The organism is Pseudomonas sp. W2-17, from assembly GCF_041060445.1.
In the GTDB taxonomy this organism is placed as follows: domain Bacteria; phylum Pseudomonadota; class Gammaproteobacteria; order Pseudomonadales; family Pseudomonadaceae; genus Aquipseudomonas.
Genome location: NZ_JAUFNS010000010.1, coordinates 132796 through 150763, shown reverse-complemented (window position 1 = coordinate 150763; position 17968 = coordinate 132796). Strand labels below are relative to the sequence as shown.

At 60.1% G+C, this 17968-nt stretch carries 17 protein-coding genes; 16 read left to right on the top strand and 1 reads right to left on the bottom strand.

Annotated elements, in window-relative coordinates; translation table 11 throughout:
• Positions 1–53: 53 nt before the first annotated feature.
• Positions 54–770 carry a LuxR C-terminal-related transcriptional regulator gene (locus QWI20_RS14765; protein WP_369306122.1) on the top strand — a complete coding sequence of 239 codons (717 nt, stop codon included), beginning with the start codon at positions 54–56 and terminating at the stop codon, positions 768–770.
• Between the two features lie 155 nt (positions 771–925).
• Here the strand turns inward: QWI20_RS14765 and QWI20_RS14760 are convergent, their stop codons facing one another.
• Positions 926–1204 carry a DUF3509 domain-containing protein gene (locus QWI20_RS14760; RefSeq protein WP_074891912.1) on the bottom strand — a complete coding sequence of 93 codons (279 nt, stop codon included), beginning with the start codon at positions 1202–1204 and terminating at the stop codon, positions 926–928.
• A 512-nt stretch (positions 1205–1716) separates the two neighbouring features.
• Here QWI20_RS14760 and QWI20_RS14755 point away from each other — a divergent pair.
• The 15 genes from QWI20_RS14755 to QWI20_RS14685 all read left to right on the top strand — a co-directional run bounded on the left by QWI20_RS14755 (position 1717) and on the right by QWI20_RS14685 (position 17874).
• Positions 1717–2253 carry an ankyrin repeat domain-containing protein gene (locus tag QWI20_RS14755; protein ID WP_122624151.1) on the top strand — a complete coding sequence of 179 codons (537 nt, stop codon included), beginning with the start codon at positions 1717–1719 and terminating at the stop codon, positions 2251–2253.
• A 66-nt stretch (positions 2254–2319) separates the two neighbouring features.
• The gene (locus QWI20_RS14750; RefSeq protein ID WP_369306121.1) at positions 2320–2844 is read left to right on the top strand and encodes a hypothetical protein; all 525 of its coding nucleotides are present in this window, start codon (positions 2320–2322) and stop codon (positions 2842–2844) included.
• Positions 2845–2953: 109 nt separating this feature from the next.
• On the top strand, positions 2954–3145 hold the full coding sequence (locus tag QWI20_RS14745) for a PLDc N-terminal domain-containing protein (RefSeq protein WP_037009073.1): 192 nt from the start codon (positions 2954–2956) through the stop codon (positions 3143–3145).
• Positions 3146–3326: 181 nt separating this feature from the next.
• The gene (gene speE / locus QWI20_RS14740) at positions 3327–4187 is read left to right on the top strand and encodes a polyamine aminopropyltransferase (RefSeq protein WP_369306120.1); all 861 of its coding nucleotides are present in this window, start codon (positions 3327–3329) and stop codon (positions 4185–4187) included.
• Positions 4188–4313: 126 nt separating this feature from the next.
• Positions 4314–4565, top strand: a complete 252-nt coding sequence (locus tag QWI20_RS14735; RefSeq protein ID WP_192175037.1) for a helix-turn-helix domain-containing protein — start codon at positions 4314–4316, stop codon at positions 4563–4565.
• Positions 4566–4570: 5 nt separating this feature from the next.
• On the top strand, positions 4571–5773 hold the full coding sequence (locus QWI20_RS14730) for a type II toxin-antitoxin system HipA family toxin (protein WP_369306174.1): 1203 nt from the start codon (positions 4571–4573) through the stop codon (positions 5771–5773).
• Positions 5774–6043: 270 nt separating this feature from the next.
• The gene (locus QWI20_RS14725) at positions 6044–8116 is read left to right on the top strand and encodes an LTA synthase family protein (protein WP_369306119.1); all 2073 of its coding nucleotides are present in this window, start codon (positions 6044–6046) and stop codon (positions 8114–8116) included.
• Positions 8117–8284: 168 nt separating this feature from the next.
• Complete coding sequence (locus QWI20_RS14720) at positions 8285–8521, top strand: hypothetical protein (protein ID WP_369306118.1); 237 nt, start codon at positions 8285–8287, stop codon at positions 8519–8521.
• A 249-nt stretch (positions 8522–8770) separates the two neighbouring features.
• Complete coding sequence (locus QWI20_RS14715; protein ID WP_065989401.1) at positions 8771–9109, top strand: ribonuclease E inhibitor RraB; 339 nt, start codon at positions 8771–8773, stop codon at positions 9107–9109.
• Between the two features lie 454 nt (positions 9110–9563).
• Positions 9564–10973, top strand: coding sequence for a circularly permuted type 2 ATP-grasp protein (locus QWI20_RS14710; protein ID WP_074891898.1), 1410 nt, complete (start codon positions 9564–9566; stop codon positions 10971–10973).
• Between the two features lie 12 nt (positions 10974–10985).
• Positions 10986–11945, top strand: a complete 960-nt coding sequence (locus QWI20_RS14705) for an alpha-E domain-containing protein (protein ID WP_065989404.1) — start codon at positions 10986–10988, stop codon at positions 11943–11945.
• The gene (locus QWI20_RS14700; RefSeq protein WP_369306117.1) at positions 11942–12796 is read left to right on the top strand and encodes a transglutaminase N-terminal domain-containing protein; all 855 of its coding nucleotides are present in this window, start codon (positions 11942–11944) and stop codon (positions 12794–12796) included. Before QWI20_RS14705 ends, QWI20_RS14700 begins: the two co-directional genes overlap by 4 nt.
• 792 nt (positions 12797–13588) lie before the next feature.
• Complete coding sequence (locus tag QWI20_RS14695) at positions 13589–14794, top strand: acetyl-CoA C-acetyltransferase (RefSeq protein WP_369306116.1); 1206 nt, start codon at positions 13589–13591, stop codon at positions 14792–14794.
• A 67-nt stretch (positions 14795–14861) separates the two neighbouring features.
• Positions 14862–17003 carry a 3-hydroxyacyl-CoA dehydrogenase NAD-binding domain-containing protein gene (locus tag QWI20_RS14690; protein WP_369306115.1) on the top strand — a complete coding sequence of 714 codons (2142 nt, stop codon included), beginning with the start codon at positions 14862–14864 and terminating at the stop codon, positions 17001–17003.
• Positions 17004–17151: 148 nt separating this feature from the next.
• Positions 17152–17874: an amidotransferase gene (locus QWI20_RS14685; protein WP_369306114.1), complete on the top strand. Its 723-nt coding sequence runs from the start codon at positions 17152–17154 to the stop codon at positions 17872–17874.
• The last annotated feature ends 94 nt before the right edge of the window (positions 17875–17968 follow it).

Here is a 17968-nt window from a genome sequence, read left to right as displayed (position 1 = left end):
AATCCAAGGGGCATCAGGGCTGCGCATTTGATGGTTTTAAACGGGAGGGGAACATGAAAAACGCACAGACAGGGACGCTGAGTCCGTTGATACAACAAATGGTCAGCAGCATCACTGAACAGGACGGCGATGCGGCCATCGCCAACGCACTTGACTGGCTACGGGCCGAATGCCGCAGCGAACGGGCCATGCTTTATCAGTATCGCAATGGCGTGCTGCTCAGTTGCATCACGTCGAACGTCGACAGCTACTGGAAGGATCTTTATTGCCAGGGACGCCTGATGATCGAAGACCCGGTTATCCGTTGCTACCGCCACACCATGGGTTTTCTGAATTGGGAAGAGGCCTTCAAGACCTACCCGCCGTCTGCTGCCTACATGGCTGCCGTGGAGGACTGCGACCTGCTTCCGGCGTTTTCCTATGGGTACAGCAGCCAGACGCGCGCCAATCAAGGCGTCGTCACCATCTGCACGCTCAACGGCATGGAGCGACCGCTGACCCACAACGATCGCTACCTGCTCACCAGTCTGGTGCCGATGCTTCACGTGGCGGGGAAGGGCCGACAACTGCAGACGCGGGCGCTGTCTCCGAAAGAACTGGAGATCCTCAAATGGGCGCGGGAAGGCAAGACGGCGTGGGAGATCGGGCTGATAAAAGAAGTCTCGGAGGCGACCGTCAAGCATCACTTCAAGAGCATCTACGCCAAGCTCGGGGTCACCAACCGCGCTCAGGCCGTGGGCGAGGCATTGTGTCGGGGGATCATTCAGTAGAAGGAGGCTGCATGCGCGCCGGCGTCTAACGTCGCCCTCAGCAAAAAAAGCCCAAAAAAAACCGCGATAGCATCAACTATCGCGGGAATCTACAAGGGATGCTTCGATGAGAGTGAAACATGCTGCTGCCGGAACGCCAGGTTCCGGCTTCGTACTTATCGGGTGTGATAAGTAGGCAGATCAAAACGGTGCTGGCTTTGCAACATCGAGATAGCGGGCAGCTCGCTGGCTTGTGCGGCCAGGTCACGACGAATCGCGCTGATCACCCATTCCAGTTGCACTGGGGTGTGCAATTGAGCGTAAGACACGCAGCGGCGGATGTTGGTGCCTTCTTCATTGCGCAGAGTCAACAGAACGCCACCGTCCGGACGCGGCTGGGTGGTGACTTCGAAATCGGAAAATACGGATGCGAATTTTTCTTGGATGAAAGTCATGTCTAGAGGCTCCATTGCTCATGGGATAACAAGCTTGGAATGACTAGTGCAGTGACTGTGCCAGCTTTTGCAGTTAAATAAAAGTCAATAAAATCAAGGGCTTACAGTTTTGATAAGAATTCTGCTTCGTGCAATTTGCATGAATGCCTTTCGTGCATCCTGCAATTTACCGGAGTGGGGGGTGATGAAGGGGTGTTGCGGGGAGGGAGTCGCGCATTGCGGACATAACTGAGACAGCGGTATCCGGGATTTATTTCGTCTTGTTGCGAAATTTTCTCGCCGGGCTCTCAGCCCGCGCTATCGGGCTCATTGAAACTGATCGTTTGGCGCCGGTTGGTGAAGCTGGCATCGTTAGTGTCATCTGCGGCGGCGCTGTCGACGGTGCGCCATGAGCGATGGCGTCATCAGTGGAACTACACGCTTTATCCACGGCTCATAGATTGCCTGGCCCATGAATCGCCGCATCCTTTGATTTTGTCCCGCGCAATGCCTTGCGCTACTGGAGTTAAGAAATGTCAGAAGCCCCCACCACGCCCGGTTCTGCCACGCGCATGACAGACGAAGAGGCACTGGAATTTGCCGAGCAGGTGTTCGACCGGGCTCGTGCCGGCGACGCCCCGATGCTCGATCGGCTGCTGGAAAACGGCTTGACCCCCAATCTTCGCAACCATAAAGGCGACACGCTGTTGATGCTGGCCAGCTACCACGGTCATCAAGATGCCGTGCGGGTCCTGCTCAAGCACAAGGCTGACCCGGAACTGCGCAACGACAACGGCCAGAGCCCGATCGCTGGCGCTGCGTTCAAGGGCGATCTGGAAACCGTGAAGATCCTTGTGGAAGGCGGCGCAGACGTCGAAGGCGCATCAGCCGACGGCCGTACCGCATTGATGATGGCGGCGATGTTCAACCGTACCGCGATCGTCGACTACCTGATCTCCAAGGGTGCCAACCCTCACATCCAGGATGCCAAGGGCGTCACCCCGCTGATGGCCGCACAGACCATGGGCGCGACCGAGACCGCCGAGCAGCTCACCCGTCTGGGGGCGTAAGCGATAGAGGCGCGCAGCATTTCCAGCTATCCTGCGCGCCTGTTTCCAGCCCCCGGACGATCTGCCATGAAAGCTTCACTCATCGAATTCATCAGCAAGATCAGCTCCGGCTGCATGAGCGATGAAGAAATCGAAAAAATCGCCGACGAAGCCGCCCAGGCTTACGCCGACCCCGAAGCATTTCAGGCCGCCAACCCCGACATCAATTTCGACGACACCTTCCCGATCCCGCTGGGCGAGTGGGTCGTCATCGGCAGCCTGCCTGATACTGTCTTGCTTCAGGCTGATACCTACCCTGATCTGCTGACCGAGATCATGGCGTCGTTCGGCCCCAACGTGCCGTTCAACATCAAGCCCAAACAGCTGACTAAAGCTGAACCCCTGGCCGCGCTTAACCGTATTCAGATTCAGCTGTCCAGCATGAACAAGGACATGGGCGGGTATGTGCTGATGGACATCAGCGAGCCGCTGGACCACGTGTTGCAGACGGTGCTGGTCTACGGCGCTGACGTTGAGCGGGTCATGGCACTCGGCGTCGAGCTCGGCATATTGATCGAGCCCGCGCTGGAGGCGCTCAAGGCGCAGGTTTGATCTCCGTCACCGCGTTTTGCTGCGCCGAGAAATATCCCTGCCGACCAACGGAACCCTCATTGCAGCCCGCCACTCTCAAGTGAGCAAGCCTTCAATTAGGAGCAACACCATGGGTTCTACCTTCAACGGTCTGATTGGCCTGATCATTCTGGCTCTGGATATCTGGGCGATCATCAACGTGCTGAAAAGCGGCGCGGAAACCGGGAAGAAAATTCTCTGGATTTTGCTGATCGTCATCCTGCCGGTGCTGGGCCTGATCATCTGGGCAATCGCTGGCCCACGTGGCAATGTGCGTATCTAGTATTGCAGCAAGGCTTCAGAACACATGATGCCCGACTGGCCTGGCCAGTCGGGCGTTTTTGTTTTGCCAGATCACCCACGCCACCACGACATTCGACCTGTCATGCTCCGCGACGTAGAATGCGCGCCTTCTTGTGGGCGGCCTGCCGTCCTGTCATCAGTAGTTATCGGGGACTCCATCCATGAGCGATTATCAAGAAACGTTGTACGAAGGCTATGGCCAGCGCTTTCGCATGGAAAAGATGCTGCATGAAGTGCGCACCGAGCATCAGCATCTGGTGATTTTTCAGAACCCGCGCATGGGCCGGGTCATGGCGCTGGACGGCGTGATTCAGACCACCGAAGCCGACGAGTTCATCTATCACGAGATGCTCACCCACGTGCCGATCCTGGCCCACGGCCGCGCCAAACGTGTGCTGATCATCGGCGGTGGCGATGGCGGCATGCTGCGCGAAGTCGCCAAGCACGCGACGGTCGAGCACATCACCATGGTCGAGATCGACGGCACTGTGGTCGAGATGTGCAAGGAATACCTGCCGAACCACTCCAAAGGCGCTTTCGATGATGCGCGTCTGAACCTGGTCATCGACGACGGCATGCGCTTCGTTGCCACCACCGAGGAAAAATTCGACGTCATCATTTCCGATTCGACGGACCCGATCGGGCCGGGCGAAGTGCTGTTTTCGGAAAACTTCTATCAGGCCTGCCATCGCTGCCTCAACGAAGGCGGGATTCTGGTCACGCAGAACGGCACGCCGTTCATGCAGCTGAGCGAAGTGCAGACCACGGCAGGGCGCATGAATGGCCTGTTCGCCGACTGGCATTTCTATCAGGCAGCGGTGCCCACCTATATTGGTGGCGCGATGACGTTTGCCTGGGGCGCGACGGATTCCGAGCACCGCAAGATTTCGCTGGATACCCTGCGTCAGCGATTCGCCGGCAGCGGCATCGTCACCCGTTACTACAATCCTGAGGTCCACATCGGCGCCTTCGCATTGCCACAGTACGTTCTTCAGGCGATCAGCAAGCCAAGCAACGCCTGACGGCTTGTTATGTTACGTAAATCTGACATCCGTCAGGCAATGTCAGGTTTGCGTAACTTCTCCTTGCTCGCCAGTCATGTCACGTATACATTCCATTGATCGTTGAATGTTATGCAGGCGTGACAAATGGACGCGACATTATTGCTCGAGCGCTTGGGCAGCCAGATCGAAGAGATGCGCAAATCCCGCGGCCTTACCCAAGTGCAGTTGGCCTACCAGTCGGGCATGACACGGCAAAAGCTCGCAGAAGTCGAAAAAGGCAGCCCGACCGTGGCGGTGAATTTCTACGCCAAGGTGCTGGCCGCGTTGAATGCCGAGATAAAAGTCGTTTCCGCCCGACGCCCGACCTTTGAAGAGCTGCGCGAGGTGTTCCAGTGAAACCGCTGGATCGTGTACGCATTTTTACCCCGGAAGGTGAGAGCGGTGAGCTGTCGGCGTCTGAGTCCGGCGACTACCTGTTTCGCTATGGCCTGGACGCCAGCCCGGTGTCGCAGATCAGCCTGACCATGGGCGTGCGCGATGCGGCTTACGTCTCGCGCAGCCTGCATCCCGTCTTCCAGATGAACCTGCCCGAAGGCTTCGTGCTGGAACAGCTGCGCAATCGCCTCGCCAAAACCACGCCCATCAACCCCATGCTGCTCATGGCATTGACCGGTAGCGGTTCGCCCGTCGGCCGCGTCGCCGTGGCATCGCCCATGATCGACGACTTGCTGGGTGGGGTGGGCCCTGTTGCAGGCAAAAGCCTGGGGCAGATACTCAGTTGGGACGGGACGCAGGATCTGTTTGCCGAACTGGTCGATCAGTACATTTTGCGCACGGGGATTTCAGGCGTTCAGCCCAAGGTCATCGTGCCCGATTCGGATTTCGTTACGGACCCGAAAGCCACGCTGCTGATGCCCGAATTGATCGTCAAGTCGGGGAGGGCCGACTTTCCCGGGCTGGCCGTCAACGAGTACGTGTGCATGGACGCGGCGCGCAGAGCCGGCATGCCAGTACCGGAATTTTATCTGTCGGATAACCGCCAGCTGTTCGTCATGCGCCGCTTTGATCGGGACGCTGACCAGCGTGCCATCGGCTTCGAGGACATGGCCGTACTGATGGGCCTGGGCACGGAACAGAAATATGACTCCAGCTATGAAAACATCGCCAAGGCCATTCGCCTGTTCTGCGCGCCGGAGCATGTGCGTGATTCGCTGGATCAGTTCTTCGACATCGTCGCGCTCAGCTGCATGGTCGGCAACGGCGATGCCCATCTGAAGAATTTCGGGGTGCTGTATCGCGACCCGCTGGGGGCGGACGCTCAATTGGCGCCAGCCTACGACATCGTCAACACCACCGCGTACATAAAGGACGACGCGCTCGCCCTGCGCCTGGATGGCTCGAAAAGCCTGTTCGGCTCGAGGCTCGGCATTCTGACCCTCGCGTCGACCTGCGACATCCGCAAACCGAACGTGCGCATCGAAAGGCTGATCGCAGCGGTGCAGGCGTCGCTGCAGGAAAACGCCTCGCTCAACTCCCACGCACCCCATGTTTTCGACGCCATCGAACACGCCGTCGAGCGGTATGCCCAGACGTTCAAGGTGTAAGCGTTATTCAAGGCTTTGTAAGAAAATATGAGTGGCGTCGTTAATGAACGGAATTTTCACCGTTTCTTCGGGAAGATTCGCGCCGTTCCACGGCTACCCACTGATTGAGATAAATGTTTGTGCCGATCCGTCATGAAGAATGCGCGGGATCGGTGGTAAACCGCGAGGGTTCACGTAATATTTGGCCCCCGTAGCCCGGACCGGCATTTCGATGTGATCGGGCGCACCGCTTTTTGAACCTAAACCTGAATCCAACGGATCCCACAACACATGGCCAAAACGGACGCCCCGGCGCGCGCGCCGCAACCTACCGTCAAATCGCACCTGGCCTATACGCTCCTGAGCGGCCTGGTGCTGATGGTCCTGTACACCCTTTTGCGCGTTGCGCTGCTGGTCTATAACCGCGAAGGCATCGGCGCGACGCCGGCTTCAACGTTTGTCGAGGCGTTCGGCAATGGCCTGCGATTCGATCTGCGTCTGGTCGTGTACATCCTGATTCCCCTCCTGCTGTCCCTGTTCAGCGCGCGCCTGATGGCGGCCCGTGGGGTGTTTCGCTTCTGGCTGACGCTGGTTGCGAGCCTGACCGCGTTCTTCGGCCTGATGGAGATGGACTTCTACCGTGAATTCCACCAGCGCCTGAACGGCCTGGTTTTCCAATACGTCAAAGAAGACCCGAAAACCGTTCTGAGCATGATCTGGTACGGCTACCCGGTGGTTCGTTATCTGTTGGCGTGGGCACTGGTGACCTGGCTGCTGAGCCTGGTCTTCAAAGGTGTCGATCGCGTGACCCGGCCCCGTGGCGGGTTCAACGTCGCCAGCGCCGACAACCGTGTGGTCGCGCCGTTGTACAAACGCGCCGTGGTCTTCCTGCTGTGTCTGGTGGTGGCCGTCATCGCCGCTCGCGGCACCTTGCGCCAGGGCCCGCCGCTGCGTTGGGGCGACGCGTACACCACTGACTCCAACTTCGCCAACACCCTTGGCCTGAACGGCACGCTGACGCTGATCGCGGCGGCGAAGAGCCGGATGTCCGAGGACCGCGACAACATCTGGAAAGCGACCCTGCCTGTGGCTGAAGCCCAGCAGACCGTACGCGACATGCTGCTGACCGCCAACGACAAGCTGATCGATCCAGACAAAGCCGCTGTCCGTCGCGATTTCACGCCGCCGCCGGCCAACACGCTGCCGATCAAGAACGTCGTCGTGATCCTGATGGAAAGCTTCGCCGGCCATTCGGTGGGTGCGCTGGGCGACGAATCGAACATCACGCCTTACTTCGACAAACTGTCCCAGGAAGGGCTGCTGTTCGATCGCTTCTTCTCCAACGGCACGCACACCCATCAGGGCATGTTCGCCACTATGGCGTGCTTCCCGAACCTGCCGGGCTTCGAATACCTGATGCAGACGCCGGAAGGCAGTCACAAGCTGTCCGGTCTGCCGCAACTGCTCAGCGCGCGCAAGTACGATGACGTTTACGTCTATAACGGTGACTTCGCCTGGGACAACCAGTCAGGCTTCTTCAGCAACCAGGGCATGACCAACTTCATTGGCCGCAACGACTTCGTCAACCCGGTGTTCTCGGACCCGACCTGGGGCGTGTCCGATCAGGACATGTTCGACCGTGGCGCCGAGGAGCTGAAAGCCCGCGAGGCCAAAGGCAAGCCGTTCTATGCCTTGCTGCAAACCCTGTCCAACCACACGCCGTACGCACTGCCGGCGAATCTGCCGGTCGAGCGCGTCACCGGGCATGGCACGCTGGATGAGCACCTCACCGCCATGCGTTATTCGGACTGGGCGCTGGGTCAGTTCTTCGAGAAGGCCAAGAAAGAGCCGTATTACAAAGACACGCTGTTCGTGGTCGTCGGTGACCACGGCTTCGGCAACAACGAGCAGATCACCGAGATGGACCTGGGCCGCTTCAACGTCCCTATGCTGATGATCGCCCCGGGCCTGCAAGACAAGTTCGGCAAGCGCAGCAGCATCGTCGGCACGCAGATCGACATCGTGCCGACCATCATGGGCCGCCTGGGTGGCGACACCGTGCACCAGTGCTGGGGCCGCGACCTGCTCAATCTGCCAGCGGGAGACGAGGGCTTTGGCGTGATCAAGCCATCGGGCAGCGAGCAGACCGTGGCGCTGGTCACCGGCAACCGGATCCTGATCGAACCCAAGGAAATGGAGCCGAAGGTCTACAGCTACGAGTTGGGCACCAAGCCCCATGCCGAGCTGATGCCGAATGCGCCGGACGTCGCCGAGTTGCGCAAGAAGCTCGACAGCTTCCTGCAGACCGCGACCAAGAGCCTGCTGGACAACACGGCAGGGGTCAAAGACGCCAAGCCACAATGACCGCAGCCTGATGAAAACGCCCCGATACCGGGGCGTTTTTTTTGCCTGCGAATCCTTGGCTTCAGGCTGCCAACGTCAGCTGTGCGCTGACGATTCGGGTTGAACGTCGTTGCGCTGTAAGGGTCAAGATCATCAGGCCGTTGTCAGGCCTTTACTGAGGAGACATTGATGAAAGTGTGGACTATTTCGTATCTGGACAAAGACGGTGTGCAGCAAACCCTCGATCTTGAATCCGATCACCGTCCCAGTGAAGAAGAGGCTGCGCAGCAACTCCGTCCGATCCTGTTTCCGGTCGCCAGTGATCTTGATCTGAACGACCTCGACGGTCGCACTGCCGAGCCCACCGTTAAGACACTCAAAGAGCAGAACGCGGTACAGATCATCTCCATCGTCGAGGCTTCGTAAGAAGCCTGCATTTCCCGCCATCCTGCCAATTGGCAACGCCCAGCCAATGGGCGTACTCTGCGAGCGAGGTCGGTGATGCATCTACCCGAGTCCGCTCGCGTACGTATGCCCGTTTTGTAAAACGCACCGGCCTTGTCAGCGACATGCTTGAGTCCCGGGCGGCAGATGACCTGCCGCTACACGCCTCGCCATCGAGGTGTGTTTCGGGATAGTTGAAACTCTATCTATCGTTGCATAGGAGGACGTTTCATGAGCACAGCCTATCAAGAAGACGTCAGCAGCCATGTTCTGCGCTGCATGAAAGAAGGCGGTTTCGACTTCGCACGCATTCACCCCATCGAGTTCTATGCCACCTTTCCGGATGAGGACCGGGCGCGTCAGGCTGCGGAAAAATTTCGTGGCGAGTCAGTCAATGTCCAGCTCAATGCACTGGAAGACGGTGCCTGGCACCTGGAACTGAGCAAGTTGATGTACGCAACCTACGACGGGATAGGCGACTTCGAGCAGGATTTCCAGACGGCGATTTTCGGTCTGGACGGGGAGGTCGAAGGCTGGGGCGTCAAACAGGAGCTCAAGCGCCTTCATTGAGCTGATCAACCGTCATGCGCCGAAGCAAGGCGCTGATCGGTGAAAATTGTCTCCCGCCTTCACGACCAAGCGTGGAGCGGGAGATGCACCGAGCTGAATCACAGGCAAAAAAAGGCCGCTCTCTTGGGAGCGGCGGAAAGGGAATATCGGGTGGCGTTGCCAATCAGGTGTTGAGCCAATCGCCTTGTGTGATCCGGCGGGTTGGTCTGCGGTATAGGGCGATTATGCTCAGCCCCTTAGCCGCACGGAAATGAACTGTCGCTATGCCCGCGATAGATTTTAAAAGTGAACGACGCTTCGCCATGAAGCGTCGGGGAACGGGTTAGGGCGCATCGTGCACAGGAATGGTGCGGACGCTCTGGCTGTTTAATTCAACCCATTGATATTAAAGCGTTTATGCCGATGGCACGGGCCTTGCGAAGGCTCTGGTGTCCATGGTGACAAGGAGTACGGCATGATCCGCACCTTTTATGACGAGATGTACGATGCGGGCGGCATAGTTCGTCCGCATTATCGGGAATTCGCCCGCTGGTTGGGCGAAGCGCCGCCTGAGTTGCTCGCTCAGCGCCGGCGTGAGGCCGATTTATTGTTTCATCGCGCCGGGATCACGTTCACGCTGTACGGCGACGAGCAGGGCACCGAGCGGCTGATCCCCTTCGACACCATTCCGCGGAGCATTCCGGCCAGCGAATGGCGGGTGGTGGAGCGCGGCTGCATTCAGCGCGTCAAGGCACTGAACATGTTTCTCGCTGACCTCTATCACGATCAGCGCATCATCAAGGCCGGGATCATTCCCGCCGAACAGGTCCTTGCCAACGAGCAATACCAGTTGGCGATGCAGGGCCTGAATCTTCATCGTGACCTGTATTCGCACATCTCCGGCGTCGATCTGGTGCGTGATGGCGACGGCACGTATTACGTGCTCGAAGACAACCTGCGCACGCCAAGCGGCGTGAGCTACATGCTCGAAGACCGCAAGATGATGATGCGGTTGTTCCCCGAGCTGTTCGCCGCGCAACGCATTGCGCCGATCGATCACTACCCGAATCTGTTGCTGGACACCCTGAAAAGCTCGAGCCCGCTGGATAACCCGAGCGTCGTCGTGCTGACCCCTGGGCGCTTCAACAGCGCGTTTTTCGAGCACGCGTTTCTGGCCCGGGAAATGGGTGTCGAGCTGGTGGAAGGCGCTGACCTGTTCGTGCGCGATGACCGCGTGTTCATGCGCACCACCGACGGCCCGAAAGCGGTCGACGTGATTTACCGCAGGCTCGACGACGCTTTTCTTGATCCGCTGGCGTTCAATCCGGATTCGATGCTCGGCGTGCCGGGCCTGCTGGCGGCGTACCGCTCGGGCAATGTGGTGCTGGCCAATGCCATCGGCACCGGCGTGGCGGACGACAAGTCGGTCTACCCCTTTGTGACCGACATGATCCGTTTCTACCTCGACGAAGAGCCGATCCTCAAGAACGTGCCGACCTGGCAGTGCCGCAAGCCCGAGGAGTTGTCCCACGTGCTCGCCAATCTGGGCGATCTGGTGGTCAAGGAAACCCAGGGCTCCGGCGGTTACGGCATGCTCGTGGGCCCCGCAGCCACCGCCGCTGAAATCGAGTCGTTCCGGGCGCGGCTCAAAGCCAAGCCCCATGCGTATATCGCGCAACCGACCTTGTGCCTGTCGACCTGTCCGACCTTCGTCGAGAACGGCATCGCCCCGCGCCACATCGACCTTCGCCCGTTCGTCCTGGCTGGCCGCGAAACCCGTGTAGTGCCCGGTGGTCTCACGCGTGTTGCCCTGCGCGAAGGCTCGCTGGTGGTTAACTCGTCGCAGGGTGGCGGAACCAAGGACACCTGGGTGGTCGAGGATTAAGGATGCCTGCCAATGCTAAGTAGAACTGCCTCGGATTTATATTGGATGTCGCGGTACCTGGAGCGCGCCGAAAACCTCGCGCGGATGCTCGACGTCAGTTACTCGCTGTCGCTGATGCCACAGGACGGACGCGGGGATGGCCTCAATGAAATCGCCATGCCCCTGCTGATCACTGGAACCCTGGACGATTACCTGGAGCGCCACGGCGACCTGCACGCCGAACGCTTGCTGCACTTTTTCGCGCTGGACGCCGAAAACCCGGCAAGCATCTTCAGTTGCCTGGGTGCGGCGCGGGCCAGTGCCCATGCCGTGCGTGGGCGGATTACCGCGGACATGTGGGAAAACATCAACGCCACGTACCTGGAAATTCGCGGCATCGCCGAACAGGGTTTGAGTCGATACGGCATGAGCCGTTTCTGTGAGTGGGTCAAGGAGCGTTCGCACCTGTTCCGCGGCGCGACCTATGGCACCATCATGCGCAACGACGCGTTCCGTTTCATTCGCCTGGGGACGTTCATCGAGCGCGCCGACAACACCCTGCGCATGCTCGATGCGCGTTATGAAATGCTCGAATTGCGCGGCCCGTCCGCCAACGCGGCAGCAGACAGTTCCGCTGCCGGCTACTACCAATGGAGTGCGCTGTTGCGCGCATTGTCCTCATTCGAGGCGTACACGGAAGTCTATCGCGATGCACCGGGTGCCCGTCAGGTCGCTGAATTGCTGCTGTTGCGTGCGGACATTCCGCGCTCATTGCGTGCGTGTCTGGAGGAGCTGGACATCATTCTCGCCAGTCTGCCCGGGGCCAATGGCCGTCCCGCCCAGCGTCTGGCCGCCGAGCTGGACGCTCGCCTGCGCTACACCGGCATCGACGAGATCCTCGATGAAGGCCTGCATGAGTGGTTGAACGAATTCATTCCACTTCTGGCCCAACTGGGTAGCGTCATTCACACTTCTTACTTGGAGGCTGCATGAGACTCTCAATTAGCCACGAGACCACCTATCACTACGACGATCAGGTCCGCGCCAGCATCCAGTATTTGCGTCTGACCCCCCACGACAGCGAGCGCCAGCAGGTGTTGAGCTGGCAGTTGGCATTGCCGCGCCCGGTGCGTGCGCAGATCGATCCGTTCGGCAATATTCTCCACGTGCTGACCCTGGACGAACCCCACGAAGCCATCGTGATTGGCGCGCGCGGCCAGGTCGAGATCGACGAGAAGCGCGAGGCGGAACACGAGACTCAGTCGTCGCTGCCGTTTCTGCGCTTCACCCGCCTGACCGAGGCTGACGAAGCGATTCGTGCCTTTGCCATCGCGCAGACCCACCAGCGCACTGACCGCACCGCGCTGATCGATATGATGCACGCGCTCAACGAGCACATCACCTACACGCCAGGCTCCACCGCCGTCGATACCAGCGCCGCGCAAGCGTTCGCCAGCCGTGTTGGCGTCTGTCAGGATCACACCCACGCGTTTCTGGCCTGTGCTCGCAGTCTTGGGGTGCCGGCGCGCTATGTGTCGGGTTATCTCTACAGTGACAGCAGCGAACATCTGTCCAGCCATGCGTGGGCGGAGGCGTGGATTGACGACGCGTGGTACAGCTTTGATGTGACCAACCAGTTGGCGATCCCGGAGCGGCATCTGAAGCTGGCGGTCGGCCTGGATTACCTGGACGCCTGCCCGGTGCGCGGCATGCGCCGTGGCGGGGGTTGCGAGCAGATGCACGCCAAGGTGCTGGTGTCGCCGTCAGCACCGATTGCTGTTCCGACGGCTGCGAAGAAAGAGCCCGTCCCGGCGCCGATGATTCAGGTGCAACGCCAGGGTTGATCAACCCGTAGCGGCCGGGCGTCTAGCTTGGCCGCCTTCCCACGGTCTGCGCACTACTCAGTGCGGCAGGCAGCCACTCCCCCCGCCACAGAAACAGCAGACACTCCGCGACATAACCACCTGATACCCATGCGACCGCCGTTCACCCTGTATGAGACAGGGAATCAGAGGACGCCGTTGTAGGGTGCTGCACGTGCCGAGCGCAGGATGCTCAGCCAAACAACCGCGTCATGTTCGGCAAGATCAGCAGCAGCGTAGTGGCGAAAACGATAAGTCCGGCCTGACGTATTTTCGAGCGCTTGAACTTGAACTTGAACATGGTAAATGCCTTTTCTTGTTATTCCTGAGCGACAGAAACCCATGGGCTTTGGTCGAGGCCAAGGCGGGGGTTGGCAAAGGTGAGGCAAAAGAGCAGGTGCCCCGATCAGCAGATCGTGGACGGCGGGCGCAGGGTGAATCGATTTGTTATGGCGCCACTGCTACTGACTAAACCTTAGAGCCCGCGTGCTGTGCGGTTTAGATCTTTGAGGATTATCCAGTCGAATTCTTATAACTTCGTTAGGATTGGCGAATAGCCATCGCTCAGATATTCGCCTGCTAGACACCTGCGACCGAAACTGCCTGCGTTCAATAGCCCGCTACCGTTCGTCCGAGTCCGAAACTTCCCACAACCAGCTACCCTGTCGATGGATACGGCGGAAAGACGCGCGCTGTGATAGACAGTGCTCCCATGACAGTTCGACTGTCGGCCAGACTTATAAGAAAGCATTTCATCGGTTTAGCGAGGACAGCATGACCGAAGCGTTTATTTACGATGCCTTGCGCACGCCGCGGGGCAGGGGCAAGCCGGATGGCGCGTTGTACAGCGTCAAACCGGTGGATCTGGTGGCAGGGCTGTTGAAAGAACTGCAAGTGCGCAATCACCTCGACACCCACCACGTCGATGACATTGTGCTGGGCTGCGTTACGCCCATCGGCGATCAGGGGGCCGACATCGCCAAAACCGCAGCGCTGGTCGCCGATTGGGCCGTGAGCGTGGCCGGGGTTCAGATCAACCGGTTCTGCGCGTCGGGGCTTGAAGCGGTGAATATGGGCGCGATGAAGCTCCGTTCCGGGTTCGAGGATCTGGTGGTGGTCGGCGGGGTCGAGTCGATGTCGCGGGTGCCGATGGGCAGTGATGGCGGCGCTTGGGTACTTGATCCGCAAACCAACCTGCACACTCACTTCACGCCTCAGGGGATCGGCGCCGATCTGATCGCCACCCTTGAAGGCTTCAGCCGCGATGACGTGGACCTGTTCGCCGTGCAATCCCAGCACAAGGCGGCGCTGGCCCGGGAGCGGGGTGCGTTTCGCCGTTCGCTGGTGCCGGTCAGGGACCGGAACGGCCTGCTTTTGCTCGACCATGACGAGTTCATCCGCCCCGACACCACGCTGGAGGCGCTGGGCAACCTGCGCCCGAGTTTCGAGGCCATCGGCAAAATGGGCTATGACGCCACGGCGCTGCGCGTCTACAGCCATGTCGAACGCATCGAGCACGTGCACACGCCGGGCAACAGCTCCGGCATCGTCGATGGCGCCGCGTTGATGCTGCTCGGCACCGCGCAAAAAGGTCAGTCCCTGGGACTGCGGCCCCGGGCGCGCATCGTGGTGACGGCGGTGACCAGCACCGATCCGACCATCATGCTCACAGGACCTGCGCCCGCCACGCGCAAAGCCCTGGCGCGGGCGGGGCTGAGCATTGATGACATCGACCTGTTCGAGGTCAACGAGGCCTTCGCCTCGGTGGTGCTCAAGTTCATCAAGGACATGGGTGTCGACCCCGACAAGGTCAACGTCAACGGCGGCTCGATTGCCCTCGGCCACCCGCTGGGCGCCACGGGCTGCATCATTCTCGGCACGCTGCTCGACGAGCTGGAAGCCCGGCAGTTGCGTTACGGTCTGGCGACCCTGTGCGTCGGCGGCGGGATGGGCATCGCGACGATCATCGAGCGGGTTTGAACGTGGAGCACGATAACCGCTACGCCGACCGCCTTTACTCGATAACCGTTTCAGGAAGAACGACCGCATGAGCGATGCCATCTGCTACGAAACCGGCCCGGATCAGATCGTGACGCTGACCCTCGACATGCCCGGCCAGCAGGCCAATACCATGAATGCGGCGTATCGCCAGGCCATGGCCGAAACCCTTGAACGCCTGCAGGCGGACAAAGAGACCATCGCCGGCGTGATCATCCGCTCGGCGAAGAAGACGTTTTTTGCCGGCGGCGACCTCAATGAGCTGAGTCAGGTCGACGCCACCCGCGCCGCCGCCTTCTACCAGATGACCATGGACCTCAAGGCTCAGCTTCGCGCGCTGGAAACATTCGGCAAACCGGTGGTGGCGGCCATCGAAGGTTCGGCACTGGGCGGTGGCCTGGAGCTGTGTCTGGCCTGCCACCATCGCATCGCAATCAACGGTGGCCACGTGAAACTGGGCCTGCCGGAGGTCACCCTCGGTTTGCTTCCGGGCGGGGGCGGCACCGTGCGGCTGGTGCGCATGTTGGGGCTGGAGAAAGCGCTGCCGTTGCTGATGGAAGGCCGGACCATGGGCGTCGAGCACGCCTTGAAAACAGGTGTGATCGATCAACTGGCCAGCGATGCCGATGACCTGATGGCCAAGGCGCGCGAATGGATTCTGGCGAATCCGGCGCCAATCAAAGCCTGGGATCAAGCGGGGTTTCAATTGCCCGGCGGCACGCCTGCGCACCCGAAAGTGGCGCAGATGCTGGCCATCGCGCCGTCTATGTTGCGCAGCAAAACCTGGGGCTGCTACCCGGCGCCGGAGAAGATCCTGGCCGCTGCTGTGGAAGGCGCGCAGGTGGATTTCCATACAGCGGAGAAAATCGAGGCGCGTTACTTCACCGAGCTCGCCACGGGACCTGTCGCGAAGAACATGATCGGCAGCTGGTTTCAGCTCAACCGGGTCAAGGCCGCAGAGGCGCGGCCCAAGGCGCCGCCGGTGTTCAACATGCGCAAGGTCGGCATCCTCGGGGCGGGGCTGATGGGCGGCGGCATTGCCTATGTCACGGCGGTGGCGGGCGTCAGCGTGATCCTCAAGGACGTCAATCTGGCCGCGGCGCAGAAGGGCAAGGATTACTCGGCGCGACTGCTGAACAAGCAGCTTGCCAGAGGCCGCATCACCGAGGCTCAGCGCGATGCCGTGCTGGGCCGTATCAAGCCGACGGGCCGGGACAGCGATCTCGAAGGTTGCGATCTGATCATTGAAGCGGTGTTCGAGAATCGCGAGCTGAAAGCGCAGGTCAGCGCCGCCGCCGAGCAAGTGGTGGTGCCGAATGCGGTCATTGCCTCCAACACCTCGACGCTGCCGATCACGGGCCTTGCCAGCGCCATCAGCCGGCAGGAGCGCTTCATTGGTCTGCATTTCTTCAGCCCGGTGGAGAAGATGCGCCTGGTGGAAATCATCAAGGGCGCGCGCACCAACGACATGACCCTGGCGCGGGCCTTCGACTTCGTTCAGCAGATCGGCAAGACCGCGATTCTGGTCAATGACACGCGCGGCTTCTTCACCTCGCGGGTGTTCGCCACCTACGCCGACGAAGGCATTGCAATGCTCGGCGAGGGCGTCAGTGCACCGATGATCGAGACCGAGGCGCGCAAGGCCGGGATGCCGATCGGGCCGCTGGCGGTGTCCGATGAAGTGTCGTTGCGGCTGATGAGCCAGATTCGCCAGCAGACGCGCAAGGACCTGGCCGAGCAGGGCGTCGAGCTCGCCGGGCATCCGGCCGACGCGGTGATCGAGCAGCTGTTGCATGAATTCGATCGCGCAGGGAAAACCTCCGGTGCGGGCTTTTATGACTATCCCGACGTCGGACCCAAGCACTTGTGGCCAGAGCTGAAAACCCGATTCGAGAAGGCCGACGCACAGATCAGTTGCCAGGATATTCGCGATCGGTTGCTGTTCATTCAGGCCCTTGAAACCGTGCGTTGCATGGAGGAGGGGGTGCTGCGATCAACGGCGGACGCCAACGTCGGCTCGATGCTTGGCATCAGCTTTCCGGCCTGGACTGGCGGTGCGTTGCAGTTCGTCAATCAATACGGGCTTAAGCCGTTTATTGCCCGCGCCCGCGCCCTGGCCGAGCGCTATGGCGAACGGTTTCAGCCGCCTGCGTTGCTGTTGGAGAAAGCCGAAGAAGGGACGTTGTTCTAGCGAAGACTCCTCGCCGTGCCGTCTCAAGGTTGGGACAGCGAGGGTTCAGTTGACGACGGCGCGCGGGCACAACTGGGCCTTGCCTTGCCCCGGCCTTCAAGGCAGGCTTGGGCCCACGCATTTTCGCTTTGTCGCTTCAGGGATTTTTATGTCGTTACGCATCTGCATTCTGGAAACCGACGTACTTCGCCCGGAACTGGTCGATCAATACCAGGGTTACGGGCGGATGTTCGAAAAACTCTTTGCTCAACAGCCGGTGCCTGCGGAGTTCGTCGTCTACAACGTCATGCAGGGCGATTACCCGCCGGATGACGAGCAGTTCGACGCGTATCTGGTGACGGGCTCCAAGGCCGATTCCTTCGGCACCGATCCGTGGATCGAAACCCTGAAAACTTATCTGCTCGACCGCTACAAGCGCGGCGACAAGCTGCTCGGTGTGTGTTTCGGCCATCAGTTGCTGGCGCTGCTGCTGGGCGGCAAGACCGAGCGCGCGCCACAGGGGTGGGGCGTCGGGATTCATCATTACAACCTCACACCGACCCAATCGTGGATGACGCCGGCGCTGGACAAACTCACGCTGCTGATCAGCCATCAGGATCAGGTCACTGCCCTGCCTGAAGGCGCGACGGTCATTGCCACCAGCAAGTTCTGCCCATTCGCCGCGTATCACATCAACGACCAGGTGCTGTGCTTCCAGGGTCACCCGGAATTCATCCACGACTACTCGCGCATCTTGCTCGACATCCGTCAGGACGCGCTGGGTGAGCAGGTCTACGGCAAGGGCATCGCCAGCCTGGAAGAAGACCACCACGGCACAGCGGTAGCGGAATGGATGATGCGGTTTGTGGCGAACAAGCGGCCGGTGAGCTGACAGCGTGGTTGCGCTCATTTTGCAACCACGCAGGTGCATCTGCCGAACGATCAATTGTGGGAGCGAGCTTGCTCGCGAAGAGGCTGGAGCATCC